General features: G+C 65.7%; 8 protein-coding genes. 1 reads left to right on the plus strand and 7 read right to left on the minus strand.

Annotated features, from left to right (window positions below):
• Positions 1 to 59: 59 nt before the first annotated feature.
• Complete coding sequence (locus P0D89_RS03025) at positions 60 to 1,403, plus strand: hemolysin family protein (protein ID WP_408358288.1); 1,344 nt, start codon at positions 60 to 62, stop codon at positions 1,401 to 1,403.
• A 45-nt stretch (positions 1,404 to 1,448) separates the two neighbouring features.
• Here the strand turns inward: P0D89_RS03025 and treY are convergent, their stop codons facing one another.
• The 7 genes from treY to P0D89_RS03060 all read right to left on the minus strand — a co-directional run bounded on the left by treY (position 1,449) and on the right by P0D89_RS03060 (position 20,085).
• Positions 1,449 to 4,310 carry a malto-oligosyltrehalose synthase gene (treY, locus tag P0D89_RS03030; RefSeq protein WP_408376076.1) on the minus strand — a complete coding sequence of 954 codons (2,862 nt, stop codon included), beginning with the start codon at positions 4,308 to 4,310 and terminating at the stop codon, positions 1,449 to 1,451.
• Positions 4,307 to 6,520, minus strand: coding sequence for a 4-alpha-glucanotransferase (gene malQ / locus P0D89_RS03035; protein ID WP_408358286.1), 2,214 nt, complete (start codon positions 6,518 to 6,520; stop codon positions 4,307 to 4,309). The genes treY and malQ overlap by 4 nt, the downstream gene beginning before the upstream one ends.
• Positions 6,517 to 8,439, minus strand: a complete 1,923-nt coding sequence (treZ, locus tag P0D89_RS03040) for a malto-oligosyltrehalose trehalohydrolase (protein WP_408358285.1) — start codon at positions 8,437 to 8,439, stop codon at positions 6,517 to 6,519. Before treZ ends, malQ begins: the two co-directional genes overlap by 4 nt.
• 197 nt (positions 8,440 to 8,636) lie before the next feature.
• On the minus strand, positions 8,637 to 10,856 hold the full coding sequence (glgX, locus tag P0D89_RS03045; protein WP_408358284.1) for a glycogen debranching protein GlgX: 2,220 nt from the start codon (positions 10,854 to 10,856) through the stop codon (positions 8,637 to 8,639).
• A gap of 109 nt (positions 10,857 to 10,965) precedes the next feature.
• Positions 10,966 to 13,176 (minus strand): 1,4-alpha-glucan branching protein GlgB, encoded by a 2,211-nt coding sequence (gene glgB / locus P0D89_RS03050; protein ID WP_408358283.1) that lies wholly within the window; start codon positions 13,174 to 13,176, stop codon positions 10,966 to 10,968.
• A complete protein-coding gene (treS, locus tag P0D89_RS03055; protein ID WP_408358282.1) occupies positions 13,169 to 16,636 on the minus strand; it encodes a maltose alpha-D-glucosyltransferase in 3,468 nt (1,155 codons plus the stop codon). The genes glgB and treS overlap by 8 nt, the downstream gene beginning before the upstream one ends.
• Complete coding sequence (locus P0D89_RS03060; protein ID WP_408358281.1) at positions 16,633 to 20,085, minus strand: maltotransferase domain-containing protein; 3,453 nt, start codon at positions 20,083 to 20,085, stop codon at positions 16,633 to 16,635. Before P0D89_RS03060 ends, treS begins: the two co-directional genes overlap by 4 nt.
• Between the last annotated feature and the right edge of the window lie 432 nt (positions 20,086 to 20,517).

The following is a 20,517-nucleotide window of genomic DNA, read 5'->3' on the forward strand; positions in this document are numbered from 1 at the left end:
ACTTTTCATCGAGCTTTCAACCTCTATACTGACAACTTTTGTCGCCGGAGCCCCTCGCTTTGATTCAGCTCGTCGCCCTTATCGGTGCGTTGCTTCTCGTTGCCCTTAATGGTTTTTTCGTCGCCGCCGAATTCGGTCTGGTCAAACTGCGGCAGACCCGCGTGCAAAGCCTCGCCACGCGGCACGGGCTGCGCGGACGTTTGCTCGCCAAGGTGCACGGCCGGCTTGACGCGTATCTGTCCGCCTGTCAGCTCGGCATCACGCTCGCGTCGCTGGGGCTTGGCTGGATCGGCGAGCCTGCGTTCGCACAACTGCTTTCGCCGCTCCTCAGCCTGATCGGCGTGGAATCGGAGCAGCTGATCCACGGCATTTCGCTGTTCTTCGCGTTCTCGTGCATTTCGTTCCTGCATATCGTGGTGGGCGAACTCGCGCCGAAATCGCTGGCGATTCGTGAGGCGGAGAAGGTCTCGCTGTGGGCCGCCATGCCGCTGTACGGCTTTTATTGGGCGATGTATCCGGCGATCTGGGTGCTCAATTCGAGCGCCAACGCGGTGCTGAAGCTCACGGGGCTCGACGCCGACCACGGCCACGACTCGCATTACTCGACCGACGAACTCAAGCTGATCCTGCGCAGCCGCCGCACCAACCTCGTGAGCGAGCTGGGCTCGCCTGACGGCGCCTACAGCCAGGACGAATGGAACACGATCGCGCACTCGCTCGACTTCTCACGCATGACCGTGTCGGACCTCATGCGTCCATCTTATGAAATGATCGGCTTGCGGCGCGACCTGCCGCTGCGCGAAAACATGCAAATGGTCGCGCAGCACCGCTTCAGCCGCTATCCGCTGTTCGAAGACGCGTCCGGCGAGCGCGTGGCCGGCATGATCCATTTGAAGGACCTGCTGCTGGCGCGCCAGGCGGGCAGCACGCTCGACGACCTGTCGCGCTACGCGCGCCCCGTGCAGTACGTGAAGCCGGAAATGCCGGCGCTCGAACTGTTTCGCCGCTTCCGCAAAGGTGCGCCGCATTTCGCGCTGGTCGGCCACAAGAACTCGAAGCCGATCGGCTTCCTCACGCTCGACAATCTGCTCGGCGCGCTTGTGGGTCAGATTCATGACGAATTCCGTCAAGGCGACGCCGACTGGACACGCATGGACGACGGCACGCTGATGGGCAAAGGCAGCTTGCCGGTGGTGTCGCTGGAGCGCGCGTTGGGGATCGACATCGACGAGGGCAAGGCGGAATCGGTTGGCGGCCTCGTGATCCAGGCGCTGAACGATCTGCCAACCGAAGGGCAGCGCGTGGAATTCGATCGCTTCGACGTGGTGGTCAAGAAGATGAAGGGGCCGCGCATCGTGCTCGTGCGCGTCTACCCGAAGATATTCGACGACGAAGGCGGTTGAGCCGCACGTCCAATCGCCTGCGGCCCACCAGGCAAACGCGCTCCATCAACTGCGCGGCACGCCATCCTCGACCAGCACCGCAATCGGCATCGCCGCCAACGCATCGCGCAGATACAGCCGGCCGTTTTCATCGACCTTCGGCGCCGCTGGACTCAGCCAGTCGAACAATGCTCGCGCGGACAGATCGGACGGCATTTCCACCGCCGTGTCCGCCCACTTCTGCGGATCGACCAGCGGCATGTCGCCCTGGTCGTCGAGCAGCCCGGCCGCGAGCCGGCTCGCCACCACCACGGCCCACGCATTGCCATGCCGCCGCGCAAACGCAATCACATTCGACGCGTGCGCACCACGCACCGTGAGCGGCAGATACGTGCTCTGACTCAGCAACTCCGGCAAATGCGCGCGCAGCGCAAGCACACGCTGCACCACTGCGAGTTTCACGCGTCCGTCGCGCCAGTCCGGCAGGAATTCCGACGGCGGTGTTTCCGCAAGGCACGCTTCGCGTCTGGCGAAATCGACGGGGCGGCGATTGTCCGGATCGACCAGGCTGAAGTCCCACAATTCGGTGCCTTGATAAAGATCGGGAATCCCAGGCGATGCCAGCCGCAGCACGGTCTGTTGCAAGCTGTTCAGCGCGCCGGCGCGGCCGATCCGCGCGACGAACGCGGACAGCTCCTTGAGAAAGCCGTCGCGCCGCCGTGGCGAGAGGATGTCGAACAGGAAGTCGCGGCAACCGGCTTCGTAGGCTTCATCCGGGGCCAGCCAGTTGGTTTGCAGCTTCGCTTCGCGCAGCGCCTTCAATTGCCATTGCGCGACGCGCTCGGCCAGTTCCTTGACGCCCGCTTCGTCGTCGGGCTGCAAATAGGGCGGCCAGCAACCCACCAGCGTCTGATACAGCATCGCCTCGGCGGCGGGGCCGGGCGCCCATGCGTCGCTCTTGTCCTGGCTCACGCTGCTGATCGGCTTGCCGTCGAGCGCACGGCGATGCGGTGCGTTCAACGTGGACCACGCGCGCAGCGTCGCGCCCCATTCGTCGGCGATCTCACTTAGCACCGCGAGCCGCGCGCGCACGTCCTCGCCGCGTTTGTGATCGTGCGTGGCCGTGGCGAGCAGCGTGTGCGGAAAGCGTTGCGAGCGATCCAGATTGCCTGCATGAAACTGCTCGACCGACAACGCGAATTCGCCGGGGTCCGAGCCGACTTCGTTGCGCGACAGCAGGCGGCCATAGCGATAGCACGCCGTGTCCTCGATCGCCTTCGCGGCGACCGGCGCGGTGAGTTGCGAGAACAGCGTCTGCGCGGTGCGTCGCGCGGAGCCCGTATGAGTGGGCGGTATGCCATTCTGAGCTTGCGCCTGCTGCGGCGCGCCGGGCCGCGCCGCGGGCGCGTCCTCGGCGCTGCCGCCGAGCCACGCATTCACGCGATCGAGCACCACATGGTCCGCACGCGGCAGCGCCGCTCTCGCGCCGGCCAGCGCCTGCCCGAAATAGACGTTGTCGGCGGCGCTGCGCAAAGCGTTCTGCGGATAGATCCGATACACCGGGAAATGAACAACCAGTTCGGTCAGCACGCGGTGCAGCGTGGTGAACGTGAAGTCGCGCGTGGTCAGCGAATCGCGCGCGATCCGATGCAAGGCCCGCGCCGCGCGGTCCAGCTCCGCCGCGAGGTTCTCCGCGAGAATCTTGCGGCGCGCGGCCAGCGCTTCGTCGGCGAATGACGGGCTGCGGCCGGTGAGTTCGGTCCACGTTCGCGCGAGCGGCTCGGCGCCGGCCGGATCGTGCAGCAGCGCGCCCACGTCGTTCATGAAATCGTAGCCGGTGGTGCCGTCCACCGGCCAGTCGTCGCGCAGTGGTTCGCCGCGCCCAAGAATCTTTTCGACCACCACGTATGGCGCGCTATCGCGCAGTTCAGTGAGCCGCTGCCGCAAGCGCTGGCAATATTCGCGCGGCTCGGCGAGACCGTCGATATGGTCGATCCGCAAACCGTCCACCACGCCTTCCTGATACAGACGGAAAACCAGCGCATGCACGCCCTCGAACACTTCGGGCCGCTCCACGCGCACGCCGGCGAGCGTCGAGATGTCGAAGAAGCGCCGCCAGTTCACTTCATCCGACGCGGTGCGCCACCATGCGAGACGAAAGTGCTGCCGCTCGATCAGCCGATGCAGCCGGTCGCGCGTGACCGGATCGTCGGGCGCATACGCCTGCAACACGAATTCGAGCGCCGAATCGCCGTTTTGCGCGACGAATTCGCGCAACGCGTCGCGCGCTTCGGCGGCGCGCGGCTGGTCGGTCGGCTGTGTGGTCAGTCCGTGGAAGCGCTCGGCGAGCGCGCTGAGATCGGCGCGATCGGCGCTTTGCAGGATTGCCGCGTAATCGATCGGGCACACGGGAAAAACGTGCGGACCGTAGCCGATATAAAAACGTCCGCTGTCTGCCGCGAAACGCAGCGCGATGCGGGCCGCCGCGAGTTCTTCGCCGTAGGGCGCGCCGAGCGTCGGCAGCAGCACCTTGCCGCGCAGGGCAGGATCGGGCGAATGCCAGTCGACGTCGAAATGACGCGCATACGCGCTGTGACGGCCCCATTCGAGAATGTCGAGCCACCACGCGTTGCTCGATCCACCGACGCCCATATGGTTCGGCACGATGTCGACGATCAGCCCCATGCCGTGCGCGCGCAGCTTGTCGACGAGACGCTTGAGGCCCGCCTCGCCGCCGCATTCGGCGCTGACCTGCGTGTAGTCGACGGTGTCGTAGCCGTGCATCGAGCCCGGCTCGGCGGTCGTGACCGGCGATGCATACAGGTGGCTGATGCCGAGCGCGGCGAAATAGTCGACGTGCTTCGCGGCGTCGTCGAACGTGAAGCCTCGATGAAACTGGAGGCGCAGCGTGGAGCGCGGGACGGTCATGGCGTATCAGGCTCCGAAGAAGCGATGGGAGGAGCGGCAGGGGGAACGGAAGCGGTCGCCGCGCGGCGCGCGCGATCGACCGCCAGAAGACGATCGCTGAACTCGTCGTCGTCGAACAATTCATCGATCGGTAAGCTCAGCCGGCGGCGCCAGTTCGGATGCTCGTCGGTCGAGCCGGGCAGATTCGGCTGCTCGTCGAGCGCCAGCAAATCTTCGAGCGGAAACGTGACGAGCGGTCCGGGGGTGGCCGCGACAAAGGCGAGCGCTTCGTCGACGGGCGCGCTTCCGGGCGGCGGCGCAGCCACATCCGGCGCGGCCACGCCGGCTTGCTGGAACGCGCGCCACAACGCAGCGCGATCGCTCGCGCGCTGCTCCTGCGCGACTTCCTCGGGGTCGCGGCCGTCGGCGCGCGCGCTCGTCTGGCCGATCCGGTTGCGCCACGCGATGTCGCTGCCGCGCCACCACCCGGCCACGGTCGGCAGATCGTGCGTGGTGGTGGTGCCGACCGAATTGCGATCCCACTGTTGCGGCGGCTTGAAACCGTTGCCGTCGAACGCGCCTTCGAACCACAGCACGCGAATCCCGGCGATGCCGTGCTCGTCGAGTCGCTCCCGAAAACCGGGCGGCACGGTGCCGAGATCCTCGCCGATCACGATCGCGCGATGGCGCCACGATTCGAGCGCGATCAGCCGCAGCAGGTCTTCGAGCGGATAGCGCAGGTACGCGCCGTGACGCGCGCTTTCGCCTTCGGGCACGAGCCACAAACGGCGCAGGCCGAGAATGTGGTCGATGCGGATGCCGCCCGCGTGCGCGAACGCGGCGCGCAGCATGTCGATGAACGCGGAGAAGCCCTGCGTGCGCATCGCGCGTGGCGAGAAGGTGGTGAGGCCCCATGCCTGCCCGGCCTGGTTGAACAGGTCCGGCGGCGCGCCGACCGACACGCGTTGCAGCATGTCGTCGCGATACGACCACGCATGACTGCCGGCGCTGTCGCAACCCACCGCGAGATCGGCGATCAGGCCGACGGCCATGCCGGCTTCGTGCGCCGCGTGCTGCGCGTGCGACAGACCCTTCGCGGCAAGCCATTGCAGAAACAGATGGAAGGTGACCTCGTGACGATGGACGTTGGCGAAGTCCTCCACTTCCGGGCTGCGCGGATCGCGCAACGCCTCGGGCCAGTCGCGCCAATGTCCGTTGCCGCCTTGCGCGAGTTGCGCTGCCTGCAGCGCTTCGAAGCGCGCGTGATCTTCGAGCGCGCGGCCGGCGCGCTCACAGAAACCGTGGAATTCGAGCGCGCGCGGCGTGTCCTGTCCCCGTTCGTGCGCGCTGAACTGCTCGTAGAGCGCGCGCAGGACCTTCAGCTTCAGCTTGACCGCGTTCGGCCAATCGATCAGCGGCAAGGCTTCCAATGCCGACCATGCAGCGGTGGCCTGCGCGGCTTCGAGTGCTTCGCGTGCCGCGTCCGCGCCGAACACCGCGGCGGGATCGATATGCGCGACATTCAGCCACAAACGCGACGACGGCGAATACGGGCTGAAGCGATTCGGCTCCGCGCTGAACATCGCGTGCGTCGGACTGACGGCGAGCGCATGCGCGCCACGCCGCGCGCTTTCGACGCCGATTCGCGCGAGCGCCGAGTAGTCGCCGACGCCGCCGTCGCCGCTGCGCCGCAAGCCGTACAGTTGGGCGGCGATGCCCCACAGCGGCGGCGTCGGCGCAGCGTCGTCTTCATCGCGATGCAGCGTGCGCCACGCGTCGTCGACGGTGTAGCAGCGCGATGGCGCGACGGCCAGCGTCACCCGCTGATCGTTGATGACGAGCGCGTGATAGCCGGCCTCGTCGATCGGCGCGAGCAACGCCTCTTCGCCTTTGGGCGCCGTGAAGCGCCCATCGATGATCGAGCCGCTTTCGAGTTCGATCCGGTAGTGGCTGCCGGACTTGATCGCCGCGACGGGCAGCGCGATGCCGCGCCCGACCTCGGCGGTCATCAGCGGCGGCATTTTGCGGCCGGATAGTTCGGTCTCCAGAACAGCGGTGCTGTGGCGGACCTGCGTGGCGTTGCCGCACGGCAGACCCATCTGTTCGAGCAGCATCGCCAGTGTGCTCTCCGGCACGTGCTGGGTCGTGTGGTGCGCGTCCTGCCACTCCACTTCGAAGCCGGCGCGGCGGGCGAGCGTGGCGATCGTGTCGCCGGGGCGTCGGGTAGTCACGCGTGGCGCTCCTGTTGACCCGCGATGCGGGCGTCGTGGCTGATCGCGTAGTCGCTGACGTCGCCGGTCAGCCACGCGACGAACGCGTTCGTCGGCAGCGTGCCGGCGTCGATCTGCTCGCGCACGCGCGGCGGCGTTTCGAAAATCACCTTGCCGGCGGGGACGTTGTCGAACGCGACGCCTTCCTTCGACAGATTCAGCGCGATCGACAGCGTTTCGCCGTCGCAAAGTTTCCAGCGGGCGACCAGCGCGTTTGCATCGCCGCCGCCGGCCGCGCCTAGCACGCTCGCGCCGAGCGCCTTGCTGTGTTGCAGACGCGGCGTGACGAGCTTGGCGCGCACGGCGAGCGCTGACTTGTAGAAGTGCATCCAGTCGAGCCGGTCTTTCGCGTCGGCGTTGTTTTGCTCGCGCGCCTGATCCGGTGCCGGCGGCGACGAAGCGGTGAACGTCTTCAGGTCGTTCGGATCGGGAATTTGCGCACGCCGCTTCTCATCGCTGAACGACGAAAAGCGCGCGAATTCGCGGCGGCGTCCCTCGCGCACGGCGTCGGCGAGTTCGCCGGTGTAGTCGGTGAAGAACAGGAACGGCTGCGTCGAGCCGTATTCCTCGTCCATGAACAGCAGCGGGATTTGCGGCGACAGCAGGAGCAGGCCGGTGGCGGCGCGCAACGCGTCGTCCGAGGTCAGCTTGCGAAGCCGTTCGCCGAACGCGCGGTTGCCGATCTGATCGTGGTTCTGCAAAAACATCACGAACGATGTGGGCGGCAGATGCCCGCTCGATTCGCCGCGCGGTTTACCGTCGTGAATCGGCGACGGGTCGCCTTGATACGTGAAGCCTTCGGACAGGACGCGCGCGAGACGGCGGATCGGCTGGTCCTCGTACGCGTGGTAGTAGCCTTCCGTTTCGCCGGTCAGCAGCACGTGCAGCGTGTTGTGCGCGTCGTCGTTCCATTGCGCGTCGAAATGCGTTTCCAGCAGGCTCGCCGTGTTGTGCTCGTTTTCCAGCACCAGATGCACATGCCGGCCGTGCTGCACTTTCGCGCGGATGTGATCGGACAGCTCGCGCAGCCACGCATGATTGTCGATCGCATGCACCGCGTCGAAACGCAGCCCGTCGATGCGATATTCATTGATCCAATACACGGCGTTGTCCGTGAAGAAGTCGCTCACTTCACTGCGGCTGAAGTCGATGGCTGGGCCCCACGGCGTATGCGTGCCCTCACGGAAAAACGAGCGGGCATACGCGTGCAGATAATTGCCGTCCGGGCCGAAGTGGTTGTAGACCACGTCGAGAAACACCATCAGGCCGAGACCGTGCGCGGCGTCGATCAGCGCCTTCAGTTCGTCGGGGCGGCCGTAAGCGGAGTCGGGCGCATAGGGCAGCACGCCGTCATAGCCCCAGTTGTGCTTGCCGGGGAAGTCGTTCAGAGGCATCAACTCGATTGCGGTGACCCCGAGCGCGGCGAGCGCCGGCAAGCGCGTCTGCACGCCCGCGTAGCCGCCCATCGCACCCACGTGCAGTTCGTACAGCACGGTCTCTTCCCACGGCCGGCCATGCCAGTTCGTGTGTTTCCAACGGTACGCGCGCGGATCGATGACTTCGCTCGGCCCGTGCACATCCTGCGGCTGAAAGCGCGATGCCGGATCGGGCACCAGTTGCTCGCCGTCGAGCCGGAAGCGGTACAGCGTGCCCGCGCCGCCATCCACGGTTGCTTCGAACCAGCCGTTGCCGGCGGGCGTCAAGTCGTGCATGCCTTGCGCCGGCCCGTTTTCGATCGCGACTTGAACCGTCTTGCACGAAGGCGCCCAGAAACGGAACCGCGTGCGCGGTTTCGTGCCCGCGGCGCCGAGCAGTTGCGCGCTGAACGGCAGGCAATGCGCGTGATGATGCGCATGAGGGTCAATCGGACTTTCGGACATGATTCTTCACCATTCGAATGTGCTGTCGAGCCGCGTTCTGCGTTCTGCCTGCGAAGCGCGTTTTGCGCAAGCGCACACGTGAGAACCCGGCCGCCGTGCATGTGAGTCCGTGCCGCGATCCGGCTGCGATCTGGCTGCCATCGCGCCGTTGCCTCGCGGCTACTTCGCGCTTACGTCACTGGCGCCTATGTGCTCGCCTACGTGCTCGCTGACGTGTCGCTGCTCGGCGAATGCGCACCCGGATCGGGCGGCAGCGCCGTCAAAAGCCGCGGCCCGTGCTGCGCGCCGGCCTTCCAGCCCGCCTGCCAGTCCGCTTCGCCCACCGGCTGCGCGGCCAGCATCACGAGACCGTGCGCAGCCACCTCGACCTCGGCCACCGCCAGCCGATGAGGCGCACTGTCCGGTTCAGCAGTGTCTAACAGCACATGCCATTCCAGGTGCGGGGCGGGCGGTGTAAAGCGCAGTGTTTCCTCGTTTGCGTTGAGCAACATCAACAATACTTCTGTTTCGCCATTCAAGCCTGGTCCCGCGCGACGCAAGGTGAACGCGCGGCCTTCCGGGTCCTGCCAGGCCTCGATGGTGAGCGGGTCGCCGTGCTCGTCGAACCAGCCGACATCGAACAGGCCCGGCAGCACTTCACGGTCGCCGAACAGAAAACGCGTTTCGCGTAGCAGCGGATGATGTCTGCGCAGCGCGATCACGCGCGCGACGAAGTCGACCATCTGCTGGCCGTCCGGCGAGGTTGCACCTTCCCAGTCGAGCCACGATATTTCGTTGTCCTGGCAGTACGCATTGTTGTTGCCGTTCTGCGTGCGCAGCATTTCGTCGCCCGCCAGCACCATTGGCGTGCCGAGCGCGATCAGCAGTGTCGCGATCAGCGAACGGGCCACGCGTTTGCGCGTGTCGAGAATCGCGGGATCGTCGGTCGGACCTTCCGCGCCCCAGTTGCGGCTGCAGTTCTCGTTGTGGCCGTCGTTGTTGTCCTCGCGATTCGCTTCGTTGTGCTTGTGCTCGTAAGCCGTGACATCGGCCAACGTAAAGCCGTCGTGTGACGTGATGAAGTTGATCGACGCCCACGGCTTCCTGAAGCGCCGGTTGAACAGATCGGCCGAGCCGGTCAGGCGTGCGGCGAGATCGGGCCGCAAGCCTGCGTCGCCGCGCCAGAAACGGCGCACTGTGTCGCGGAAACGGTCGTTCCATTCTCCGAAGCCCGGCGGATGATTGCCCAGCTGATAGCCGCCGGGACCGATGTCCCACGGCTCGGAGATCAGCTTGCGTTGCGACAGGATCGGGTCCTGGCGCAATGCGTCGAAGAAACCCGAGCCCGGATCGAAGCCATGCTGCTCGCGGCCGAGCGTCACGCCGAGATCGAACCGGAAGCCGTCGATATTGAACGCCGTCGACCAGTAACGCAGCGAATCCATCACCATCTGCAGCACGCGCGGATGCGGCAGGTTCAGCGTATCGCCGCAGCCGGTGTCGTTGATGTGGTGGCGCTCGTCGCCGGGAACCAGACGGTAGTAGCTCGCGTTGTCGAGACCGCGCCACGAAACGGTCGGGCCCATTTCGTTGCCTTCGCAGGTGTGGTTATAGACCACGTCGAGAAAGACCTCGATGCCGGCCGCGTGCAACTGGCGCACCGCAATGCGCATTTCGTCGAGCCGGTGCGTGCTCAGATACGACGGCTCGGGCGCGAAGAACGCGGCGCTGTTGTAGCCCCAGTAGTTGCGCAGACCGCGCTCCACCAGGAAGCGGTCGTTGAGAAACGCGTGGACCGGCAGCAACTCGACCGCGGTCACGCCGAGCTTCAGCAAATGTTCGATGAACTCCGGCGACGCCAGCGCGGCAAACGTGCCGCGTTCGTGCTGGCGCAAATCGGCGCGCAGCATCGACGCCCCGCGCACGTGCGTTTCGTAGATGATGGTCTCGCCCCACGGCACGTTCGGGCGCTTGTCGTGCGACCAGTCGAACGCTTCGTCGATCACCACGCACTTCGGCATGGCCGGCGCGGAGTCACGCCGGTCGATGGAGAGGTCGGCGCGATTCGAATGCACGCGATAGCCGAACAGCGCATCCGACCAGCGAAACTGCCCGACCAGTTTGCGCGCGTACGGATCGAGCAACAACTTGTGCGGATTGAAGCGGTGCCCCTGATGCGGCTGATACGGCCCGTGCGCGCGAAAGCCGTAAGCGGTGCCCGGATGCGCGTTCGGCAAGTAGCCATGCCAGACCTCGTCGGTGCATTCGGGCAGCATGAAGCGGCGAATCTCCTTGCGCCCGGTGGGCTCGAACAGGCAAAGCTCGATTTTTTGCGCATTCGCCGAGAACACCGCAAAGTTGACGCCGAGGCCATCCCAGCTAGCACCGAGCGGATACGGCGAACCGGGCAGAAGCCGGTCGGGCATTGCATGCGACATGATTCCCCTTCCCAGTTCTGATTTATTGAATGCCAGCTTGGGTCTTCATGCAACGAGCGCGCGGCGCCCATACCCCGCTCCGCCGCGCGCTCGCGTTACAGCATGTCAATCATTCCGCACGCAACACGATGGTTGCGAGCGGCGGCAATACTAGTGAAGCGGAATGCGGCCAGCCGTGGCTAGGGGTCGCGTCGGTATGAATCAGGCCGCCGTTGCCCATGTTCGAGCCGCCGTACACGCCGGCGTCCGTGTTCAGCACTTCCGCCCAGCGTCCGCTGGCCGGCATGCCGATCCGGTAGCCGACGCGCGGCACCGGCGTCATGTTGCAGACCACGACGAGCTCACGGCCGGCGCCGTCGGTGCGCCGATAGGCGAACACGCTGTTGGCGTTGTCGTCGCCGATCAGCCATCCGAAGCCGCCCGGCTCGCTGTCGAGCAGATACAGCGCAGCCTCCTTGCAGTACAGATGGTTCAGGTCGCGCACCAGTAACTGCACCCCGTGATGATGCGGATCGTCGAGCAGATGCCAATGCGGCGAAGTGTCGTGATCGAACTCCGCCATCTGCCCGAATTCGCCGCCCATGAACAGCAGCTTCTTGCCAGGATGCGTCCACATGAAGCCGAAGTACGCGCGCAGGTTCGCGAAACGCTGCCACGTGTCACCGGGCATCTTGCCGAGCAGCGATCCTTTGCCGTGCACCACTTCGTCGTGCGACAGCGGCAGCACGAAGCGCTCGGAGTACGCGTACACCATGCCGAACGTCATGTTGTGGTGATGGTACTGGCGATAAACCGGATCTTCCTCCATGTAGTGCAGCGTGTCGTGCATCCAGCCCATGTTCCATTTGAACTGGAAGCCGAGGCCGCCGTCTTCGACGCGCGCCGTCACGCCCGGCCACGCGGTTGACTCCTCGGCGATCGTGATTGCGCCCGGCACGCCCGGCACATAGCCGACTTCGTGATTGAGGCGCTTCAGAAATGCAATCGATTCGAGGTTCTCGCGGCCGCCATAAATGTTCGGCACCCACTCACCGGCGGCGCGCGAATAGTCGCGATACAGCATCGACGCGACCGCGTCCACGCGCAAGCCGTCGACGTGATAGCGCTTGAGCCACGCGAGCCCCGACGCGACCAGGAACGCGCTCACCTCGTTGCGGCCGAGGTTGTAGATCATCGTGTTCCAGTCCTGGTGATAGCCTTCGCGCGGGTCGGCGTGCTCGTAGAGCGGCGTGCCGTCGAAGTCGACGAGGCCATGCGCGTCGTTCGGAAAGTGCGCGGGCACCCAGTCGAGTATCACGCCGAGTCCGGCTCCGTGCGCCTTATCGATGAAGCGCGCGAACTGTTCCGGCTTGCCGAAGCGCGCGGACGGTGCGAATTGCCCGAGCGGCTGATAACCCCACGAGCCGCCGAACGGATGTTCCGCGATCGGCATGAACTCGACGTGCGTGAAGCCCATGCTCTTCACGTACGGCAGCAGGCGCTCGGAGAGTTCTTCCCAATCGAGGCCGCGCTGACCTTCTTCGGCGACGCGCAGCCACGATTCGGCGTGCACTTCGTAGATCGAAATCGGCGCGCGCGCGGTCTGCCTGACGGCGCGCGACTGAATCCAGTCGTGATCGGTCCACGGAAACTGCTCGATCTCGTCGACATGCGCGACTACCGACGCGGTGCCCGGCGGCCTTTCCGTTTGCATCGCGCAAGGATCGGCCTTCAGCGGCAGCGGATGACCGTCGCGCGACAACAGCTCGTATTTGTAGCGCGTGCCCGGTCCCACGCGCGGCACGAATAGCTCCCACACGCCGGCCTGATGACGCAGCCGCATCGGATGACGGCGGCCGTCCCACGCATTGAAGTCGCCGACCACCGACACGCGCCGCGCATTCGGCGCCCAAACCGCGAAGCGCACGCCGGGCACGCCATCCATTTCCATCGGATGCGCGCCGAGACATTCGAGCACCGCGTAGGGGTCTCCGTTCGCGAGGCGGCCGAGCGGCTCGTCGCCAAGTACCGGGCTGAACGAATAGGTGTCCTCGACTTCCTGCACCACGCCATGCCAATCGATCCGCAAGCGATACGGCGCCCCCGACGTGACGCGGCCGGCGAACAGACCAGGGCGCAACTGTTCGAGTTCGCCGACCGTGGCACCGTCGGCGCGCGCAATCACGGTGACGTGCGCGGCGTTCGGCAACAGCGCGCGCACCACCGGACCCGCGTCTGTCCAATGCAGCCCGAGCTGCGAGAAAGGATCGGGGTGGCGCGCTTCGACGAGCGCGTCGATATCGAGCGTTTGCAGGCCTGCGGCCGGATCGTGCTCACTCATAGTCGCCCTCGGCCGGATTAGGCGGTGTGGCGGCGCCTGGCGCCTGGGTTGATGATTCGGTCTGTGCGGGGGTGCCGGTGTCGCCCAGCAGGCGGCTCGCGAGCGCGGCGAGGCCGCGCACCGGCAAGCTGAGCCATGTCGGACGGTTGGCCGCTTCGTAGCGGATTTCGTAAGCGGCCTTTTCGATCAGGAACAGATCGAGCAGCGCCTGTTCCGCCTCGGGCTCCACCAGCGGCGCCGGCGCGTCCGCGACCGCTGCACGGTACTGAACGAGGAAAGCTTCCGTGGCATGCGCGCGGAACCGGTCGAACAACACACGCTTGCGATCGGCGGTCTGCTGCGGCGCGCTTTCCAGCGTGGATTGCGCGGCTGCGCTCGCATATGACAGCGAACGCATCAACCCGGCCACGTCGCGCAGCGGGCTCGATTTCTGCCGACGCTCTTCGAGCGAACGCGCCGGCTCGCCTTCGAAGTCGATCAGATACGCGTCGCCTTGCGCGACCAGCACCTGGCCCAGATGGAAGTCGCCGTGGATGCGGATGCGCAATGCGCCCGCATCGGCGGAGACCAGATTCTCGACCACGGCTACGAGCGCCGCGCGATGGTCGATGAGGCTTTGCGCCAACGCCTTGGTGTCCGGATCGCTCATCTGTTCGATGCGCGGCGCGAGCAGATCGAGCGCGGCGGCGAGCATCGACTGCGTGCCGTCGACCCACGCTTTCACCTGGATGGCGTCGGCCGGTTCCGGCGCGAACGACGGGTCGTCGGTCGGCGACGCGAGCGCCACGTGCAGTTCGCCCAGCCGCCTGCCGATGATGCCGGCCAGTTCGCTATAGCCTTCCATCAGGATCGCTTCGTTGTCGCGGTCCGGCGCCGTGGACGTTTCCGGATCGATGGCGATCGCAAGTTCGTCCACCGAGCGGCGCAGATAGTCGAGCGACCAGTTCCACGCGTCGCCCTGGTTGTCGATAAAGCCTTGCAGGATCGCAAGCGTATGCGGCACGCCTTCGGGATCGACGCGCACCACTTCGCCATACAACGGCGCGGTGTTCGCATAGCCGAGCTGGGTCAGATAGCGGCTGATTTCCGCTTCCGGATGAATGCCGCTGACGAGCCGGCGCACCAGCTTCAGCACCGCGGCATCGGCGATGATCAGCGAGCTGTTGCTCTGCTCGGCCGCGAGCCAGCGAATCTCCGGCCGCTCGCCGAGGTTGTCCAGTTCGGCGAAACGCTCGGTCGGCAGGAATTTGATCTCGCTCTTCTGCACGGTCGGCACCACCGCGCGTTCGCGCAGCTTGCGCAACACGTTATGCGCGAAGATCGGCAGCGCGAACGCATCGGTCAGATGACCGACATTGCGGCCGCGCCGCACGCGCGCCAACGCGAGTTGCATGAAGAGCGGCGTGGTGGTTTCGCCACCCCACGTGATCGCGATCGGCACCACGTAGCGTTCGGTGTGGTTGCCCACGTCAGCTTCGATTTCCGTGAACGCGAAGCCGCCGTTCGGGATCGTGGTCAACGCGGCGAGCCGCACCGCGTGCATCTTCTGATCCTTCGACGCAAACCAGCGGCGCCGGCTCAGCCACGAAGGCAGCACTTCCGATTCGAGCAGGCGCACGTTTTCCGGCGTCGGGCCGATTTGCCCTTCGCGGATCACGATCGTGACGAATTCCGGCAACGGCTCCGAATGCGCCTGCGCCCAGGTGGGACGCTGACTGCCCTCACACAGCATGAACCACAGGAAGCCGTAGGGCGGGAACGTCAGCAGATAGGTCAGTTGACCGATCGCGGGGAACACGGAGTCGGCGGTCATTTCGATCGGCACCGCGCCGTTGAACTCGGACAGATCGAGTTCGACCGCTTGTGGCGCGCGCGACAGATTGGCCACGCAGAGGATCGGCGGCTGGTCCGGCATTTCCCGCAGATACGCGAGAATCTTGCGGTTCTCCGGCTTCAGGAAGCGAATCGTGCCGCGCCCGAAGGTCTGCTTCGCGCGGCGCGTGGCGAGCATGCGCCGGGTCCAGTTCAGCAGCGAATGCGGATCGCGGCTTTGCGCTTCGACGTTGATCGCGTCGAAGCCGTAGAGCGAACCCATCACCGGCGGCAGCACGAGCTGCTCGGGGTCGGCGCGCGAGAACCCGCCGTTGCGATCCGACGACCACTGCATCGGTGTGCGCACACCGTCGCGGTCGCCGAGGTGGATGTTGTCGCCCATGCCGAGTTCGTCGCCGTAATAGATCACGGGCGTACCGGGCATGGACAGCAGCAGCGAATTGATCAATTCGATGCGGCGTCGGTCGCGCTCCATCAACGGCGCCAGGCGGCGGCGAATGCCGAGATTCAGGCGCGCGCGGCGATCGCTCGCATAGGTGTTCCACAGATAGTCGCGCTCGGAATCGGTGACCATCTCCAGCGTCAGTTCGTCGTGATTGCGCAGGAAAATCGCCCACTGGTTCGACTCGGCGAGGTCCGGCGTTTGCCGCATGATGTCGGTGATCGGAAAGCGGTCCTCGCTCGCGATCGACATGTAGATGCGCGGCATCAGCGGGAAGTGGAACGCCATGTGGCATTCGTCCTCTTCGCCGAAATACTCCTTCACGTCTTCCGGCCACTGGTTCGCTTCAGCGAGCAGCATCCGGTTCGGATACTCGGCATCGATCGTCGCGCGGATCTTCTTCAGCACCGCGTGCGTTTCCGGCAGGTTCTCGTTGTTGGTGCCTTCACGTTCAACCAGATACGGCACCGCATCGAGCCGCAGCCCGTCAATCCCCATATCGAGCCAGAAGCGCATCACCTGCAGCACTTCCCTTATCACCGCCGGATTGTCGAAGTTCAGATCGGGCTGATGCGAATAGAAGCGGTGCCAGAAGTAGGCGCCCGCGACCGGATCGTGCGTCCAGTTCGACGGCTCCGAGTCGATGAAGATGATCCGCGTTTCCTGGTACTTCTGATCGGTATCGGACCACACGTAGTAGTTGCGATGATTCGAACCCGGCTTCGCGCGGCGCGCGCGCTGGAACCACGGGTGCTGGTCCGAGGTGTGGTTGATCACCAGCTCGGTAATCACGCGAATGCCGCGCGCGTGCGCTTCCTGGATGAAGCGTTTGACGTCCGAAATCTGCCCGTAGTCCGGATGCACGCTGCGATAGTCGGCGATGTCGTAGCCGTCGTCGCGCCGTGGCGAAGGATAGAACGGCAGCAGCCAGATCGCGTTCACGCCGAGTTCGGCGATGTAGTCGAGCTTTGCGATCAGGCCGGGGAAGTCGCCTACGCCGTCGTTGTTCGCGTCGAAGAACGACTTGATGTGCACCTGATAGATGATCGCGTCTTTGTACCAGAGCGGATCGTCGCTCAAGGCCGCCGGCTTGCCGCGCCGCTGCGAGCGTGCTTTGGCCCCGCTGCCCGTGGTTGCGCCTGTCTGTCCCGGCGACGTGGTCTGTGCTGGATCGTCACGCTTCATGTCGCACCTTCCGTTGGGGTTGGGTTGCCAGCGTCGGCGTGATAGGCGCTGTCGGAATCGCTGTCTGCTTCATCCGGGCGCTCGGCGGGCAGGCCGCCGAGCGGCGCGATGCGCCAGATAGAGAACGGCTGGCCCGACCCGAGTTGCACGTGCTGCCAGCGGCCGTGCCATTCGAAGCGCGCGCCGGTCATCTGGTCGGTCACTTCCAGCGCGCCGTGATCGTGCAGATGCCAGCGCTGGAACGTGTCCCACGACAGTTCGATATCCGCGCCCTGCTCGTTGAACGGATCGAGGTTGATCGCCACGACGATCACGTTGTCGCGCGCCTCGGTCGCTTTCTCGAACAGCAGGATGTGATCATTGTGCGCGCTGAGGAACGTCAGGCCCAGATGCGTTTGCAGCGCCGGGTTGGCGCGGCGAATCCGGTTCAGCGCCGTGATCTCGCCGACGATGTTGCCCGGCCGGTTCCAGTCCCACGCGCGCAACTGGTATTTCTCGGAGTTGAGATATTCCTCGCTGTTGGGCAGCGCGGCGGCCTCGCAGAGTTCGAAACCGCAGTACACGCCCCACAAACCCGCCAGCGTCGACGCGAGCGCCGCGCGGATCAGAAAGCCCGTGCGTCCCTGCGACTGCAGATGGCGCGGGTTGATGTCCGGCGTGTTGACGAAGAAGTTCGGCCGGTAGAAATCACGCGCATCGGTTTGCGTGAGCTGGTTCATGTACTCGATGAAATCGCGCTTCGACTCGCGCCACGTGAAGTACGTGTACGACTGCGAGAAGCCGATCTTGCCGAGCCGGTTCATCATACGCGGACGCGTGAACGCTTCGGCGAGGAAGATCGTGTCGGGATAGCGCGCGCGTACGTCGGCCATCATCCATTCCCAGAACGGCAACGGCTTGGTGTGCGGATTGTCGACGCGGAAAATGTGCACGCCCGCTTCGATCCAGAACAGGATCACGTCGCGTAGCGCGATCCACAGGTCGGGTTTCGCGTCGTGCGCGTAGAAGTCGGGATTGACGATGTCCTGGTACTTCTTCGGCGGATTTTCCGCGTAACGCAAGGTGCCGTCCGGACGCCACGCGAACCACGTCGGATGCTCCTTGAGCCATGGATGATCCGGCGAGCACTGGATCGCGAAGTCGAGCGCGATTTCGAGGCCGTGCGCATGCGCGGCGGCGAGCATCGCCTTGAAGTCGTCGAGCGTGCCCAGTTGCGGATGCACGCCGGTGTGACCGCCTTCGGCCGCGCCGATCGCATACGGACTGCCCACATCGCCGGGCTGTGCGTTCAGGGTGTTGTTGCGGCCTTTGCGATTCGCGAGGCCGATCGGATGAATCGGCGGGAAATACAGCACGTCGAAACCCATATCGCGGATGCGCGGCAGCTTCGTCGTCACGTCCGCGAAAGTACCGTGGCGCGATTCGTCGTCGCTCATCGAACGCGGGAAGATCTCGTACCAGCTCGCGAAACGCGCGGCGGTGCGGTCCGCGTCGATCTTGTAGATGACCGGGTCGCGGCTCAGGAACGGCCGGTGGCGCGCGGCGGTCATCGCCTTCGCGGTGGTCGGCGCGAGGATCAGCGCGAGCCTGGTGGCGGCGTCGGACTTTGTGAAGAGCTTGACGATCTGTTCGAGCGGCTCCTTCACCGCACCTTCTGTCGTCTCCACTTCGGCAAGCACCAGCGCGAACAGATGCGCGGCTTCGTCGAGTTCGAGTTCGACGGTCTGGCCCGCCTTCAGCTTCTTCTCGACGTGCTCGACGAGCGACGCGAAGTCGTCGCGCCACGCGATCACGCTGAACTCGTGACGGCCGAGCCGTTCGAGCGGAATGCGCGCGTGCCAGATGTCGAGTCCGGCGGGCTGCGCGGGACTCATCAATACTTCGTGCCAGGCGGTTTCGTCGGCGGCGCGCCAGATCACGGCGGCGGCGATCTTGTCGTGACCTTCGGCGAAAATCGCGGCGCTGATTTCGACGCGCTCGCCCACCGTGCTCTTGGCCGCGAAGCGGCCGTTGTCGACCGTGGGCATCACGCTTTCGATCGCCACGCGCGGCGCGTTGAGCGCCTCCAGCACGGACTTGCGGCCACTGCGCTTGCTGTTGGCCTTGTCGATGGGCGGAGCGAGGCGGATCGGCTTCTCCGTCACCGCGCGCAAGAGGCGCACCGCGCCGGGCGCGAGCGTGAACGGCGTCAATCCGGCTGGCGCGGCATGGCCCGGCGCATCCAGCGGCACGAAGCGTGTGAAGTTGCCCGGCGCGCTAGCGAGGAAGCGTGCGGGATCGACGCGCACCGGCGCGCCGAGTTCGGGATTGATGGCGATCAGCACCGCTTCGTCGGCGTCGCGCAGGTCCGGCTGATCGGCGCGCAACAGGACGGCGGCGGGCGCACCGGGCCCGCTCAACGGGCGCAATTCACCATTGGCGTGCAGCGTCCTCGAATTGCGCGCCACCTCGTTGGCATGGGTGATCCGTTCCGTAAGATCGAATTTCTTTGCCTGGACAGCGAGCGCGAATTGCGACGCGTCGCCGCGCGTTTGCGACATGGGTTCGGCGATGCCGTATTCGAAGCCCATCGGCATCATCCAGCCGGTGCCGAGCGCAGTCGATGTGAACAGCGCGCGCCGGTAAGCCCGCTCGACGATGGCGGCGTCGTGGGCGTCGGTCAACTCGGCGGCGAGACGCGTGCCGTAGGGCGCTTCAGGAAACGTGACCGGCGCGCCGATACGCGCGAGCGCCGCGTGCTCCTCGACCATCCAGCTCGCGCGGAAGTCCCACCAGCGCACCGACGAGAACGCGCTGTCGAAGCCCGCGCTCTCCAGCCCGGGCAGATCGTCGCGCGCTAGACCAGGGGTTGCGGCGAGCAGGCGCACGTCGGGATGCTTCGCGCGCAACGCGTCGCCGAGCTGGCGCCAGACGGCGGCCGGCACGCGATGCGGCGAATCGAAGCGGAAGCCGCCCACGCCCGCGTCGGCCAGCGCCAGCAGCTGTTGCGTCCACCAGCCGGTCAGTGCATCGCGGCTGCCGGCGTCGTTGAAGTTCGCATACGCGACGTTGTCCTCGCGATGCACATGGCGCGGATCGAGCCGCGCCTCTTCAGACTCGAAGGAATGGAACCAGTCGGCATGGTCGGCGTAGAGCGCGCCATCGGCGGCCATCCGGTCGATCACGAGATCGGTCAGCAACGTGAGACCGTTCTGGCGGGCGGCGTCTGCGAGTGTGCGCAGCGCGTCGAGCGCGGCTTGCCGCGCCTCGAACACCGGATGCAGCCTGGCGTGGTTGCCGACCACCTGTCCGTGGCCCGCCTGCCCCGGCTCGAAGAGGCCGCCGATCAGCGCATGATCGAAGCCCAGCGCGGCCGCATGAGCGAACTGCGCGGGCCATGCATCGAGCGGCCCGACCAGGAGTGAATGAAAAAAGTAAATCCGCGGCGCATACCCGTTTGGAGGTTCCATCGGTGGTTTCCAGATTCGTCCTGCTGCGGTGTGGATGCAGTTGGCATGCGATCGCAGCGCTCATTGGGCTTCCAGAGCCGGCTACCGCGCGTTGCATCAGCGAAGGCGCGTACTGGTCAATGTAGTGCAAAGATCGTCACGCCGCTGGCCAGTCGAAGGTGCTTTGACGCCAGACTTCGGCTGCGCCAGGCCGGCCGAAGCTATTCGGGAGCAGCAGCAAGCGTTGTGCCAGTCGATGACAGGAGCGGCTCGATGGGAGGGCGGGCGGGTGCCCTGAAGGAAAGCGCGCCGGGCATGAATGAGGAGACCTCCCCACGCCGACGCCGCTCGCATGTGTAAAACGGGCGGGCGTCGTGCGGGTTTTACAAGGGGCGCAGGCGAGGCGGCGTGATGACCGCAAAAGGCGAACTGGCGAGCGGCACGGGCGGGGTC

Source organism: Paraburkholderia sp. RL18-085-BIA-A, assembly GCF_046027075.1.
Classification (GTDB): domain Bacteria; phylum Pseudomonadota; class Gammaproteobacteria; order Burkholderiales; family Burkholderiaceae; genus Paraburkholderia.

What these genes read in the sequence shown, in the direction of transcription:
- glgB (WP_408358283.1), bottom strand. Translation starts at nt 13,176, where the DNA reads ATGAGTGAGCACGATCCGGCCGCAGGCCTGCAAACGCTCGATATCGAC.
- treY (WP_408376076.1), bottom strand. Translation starts at nt 4,310, where the DNA reads ATGACCGTCCCGCGCTCCACGCTGCGCCTCCAGTTTCATCGAGGCTTC.
- P0D89_RS03060 (WP_408358281.1), bottom strand. Translation starts at nt 20,085, where the DNA reads ATGGAACCTCCAAACGGGTATGCGCCGCGGATTTACTTTTTTCATTCA.
- glgX (WP_408358284.1), bottom strand. Translation starts at nt 10,856, where the DNA reads ATGTCGCATGCAATGCCCGACCGGCTTCTGCCCGGTTCGCCGTATCCG.
- treS (WP_408358282.1), bottom strand. Translation starts at nt 16,636, where the DNA reads ATGAAGCGTGACGATCCAGCACAGACCACGTCGCCGGGACAGACAGGC.
- treZ (WP_408358285.1), bottom strand. Translation starts at nt 8,439, where the DNA reads ATGTCCGAAAGTCCGATTGACCCTCATGCGCATCATCACGCGCATTGC.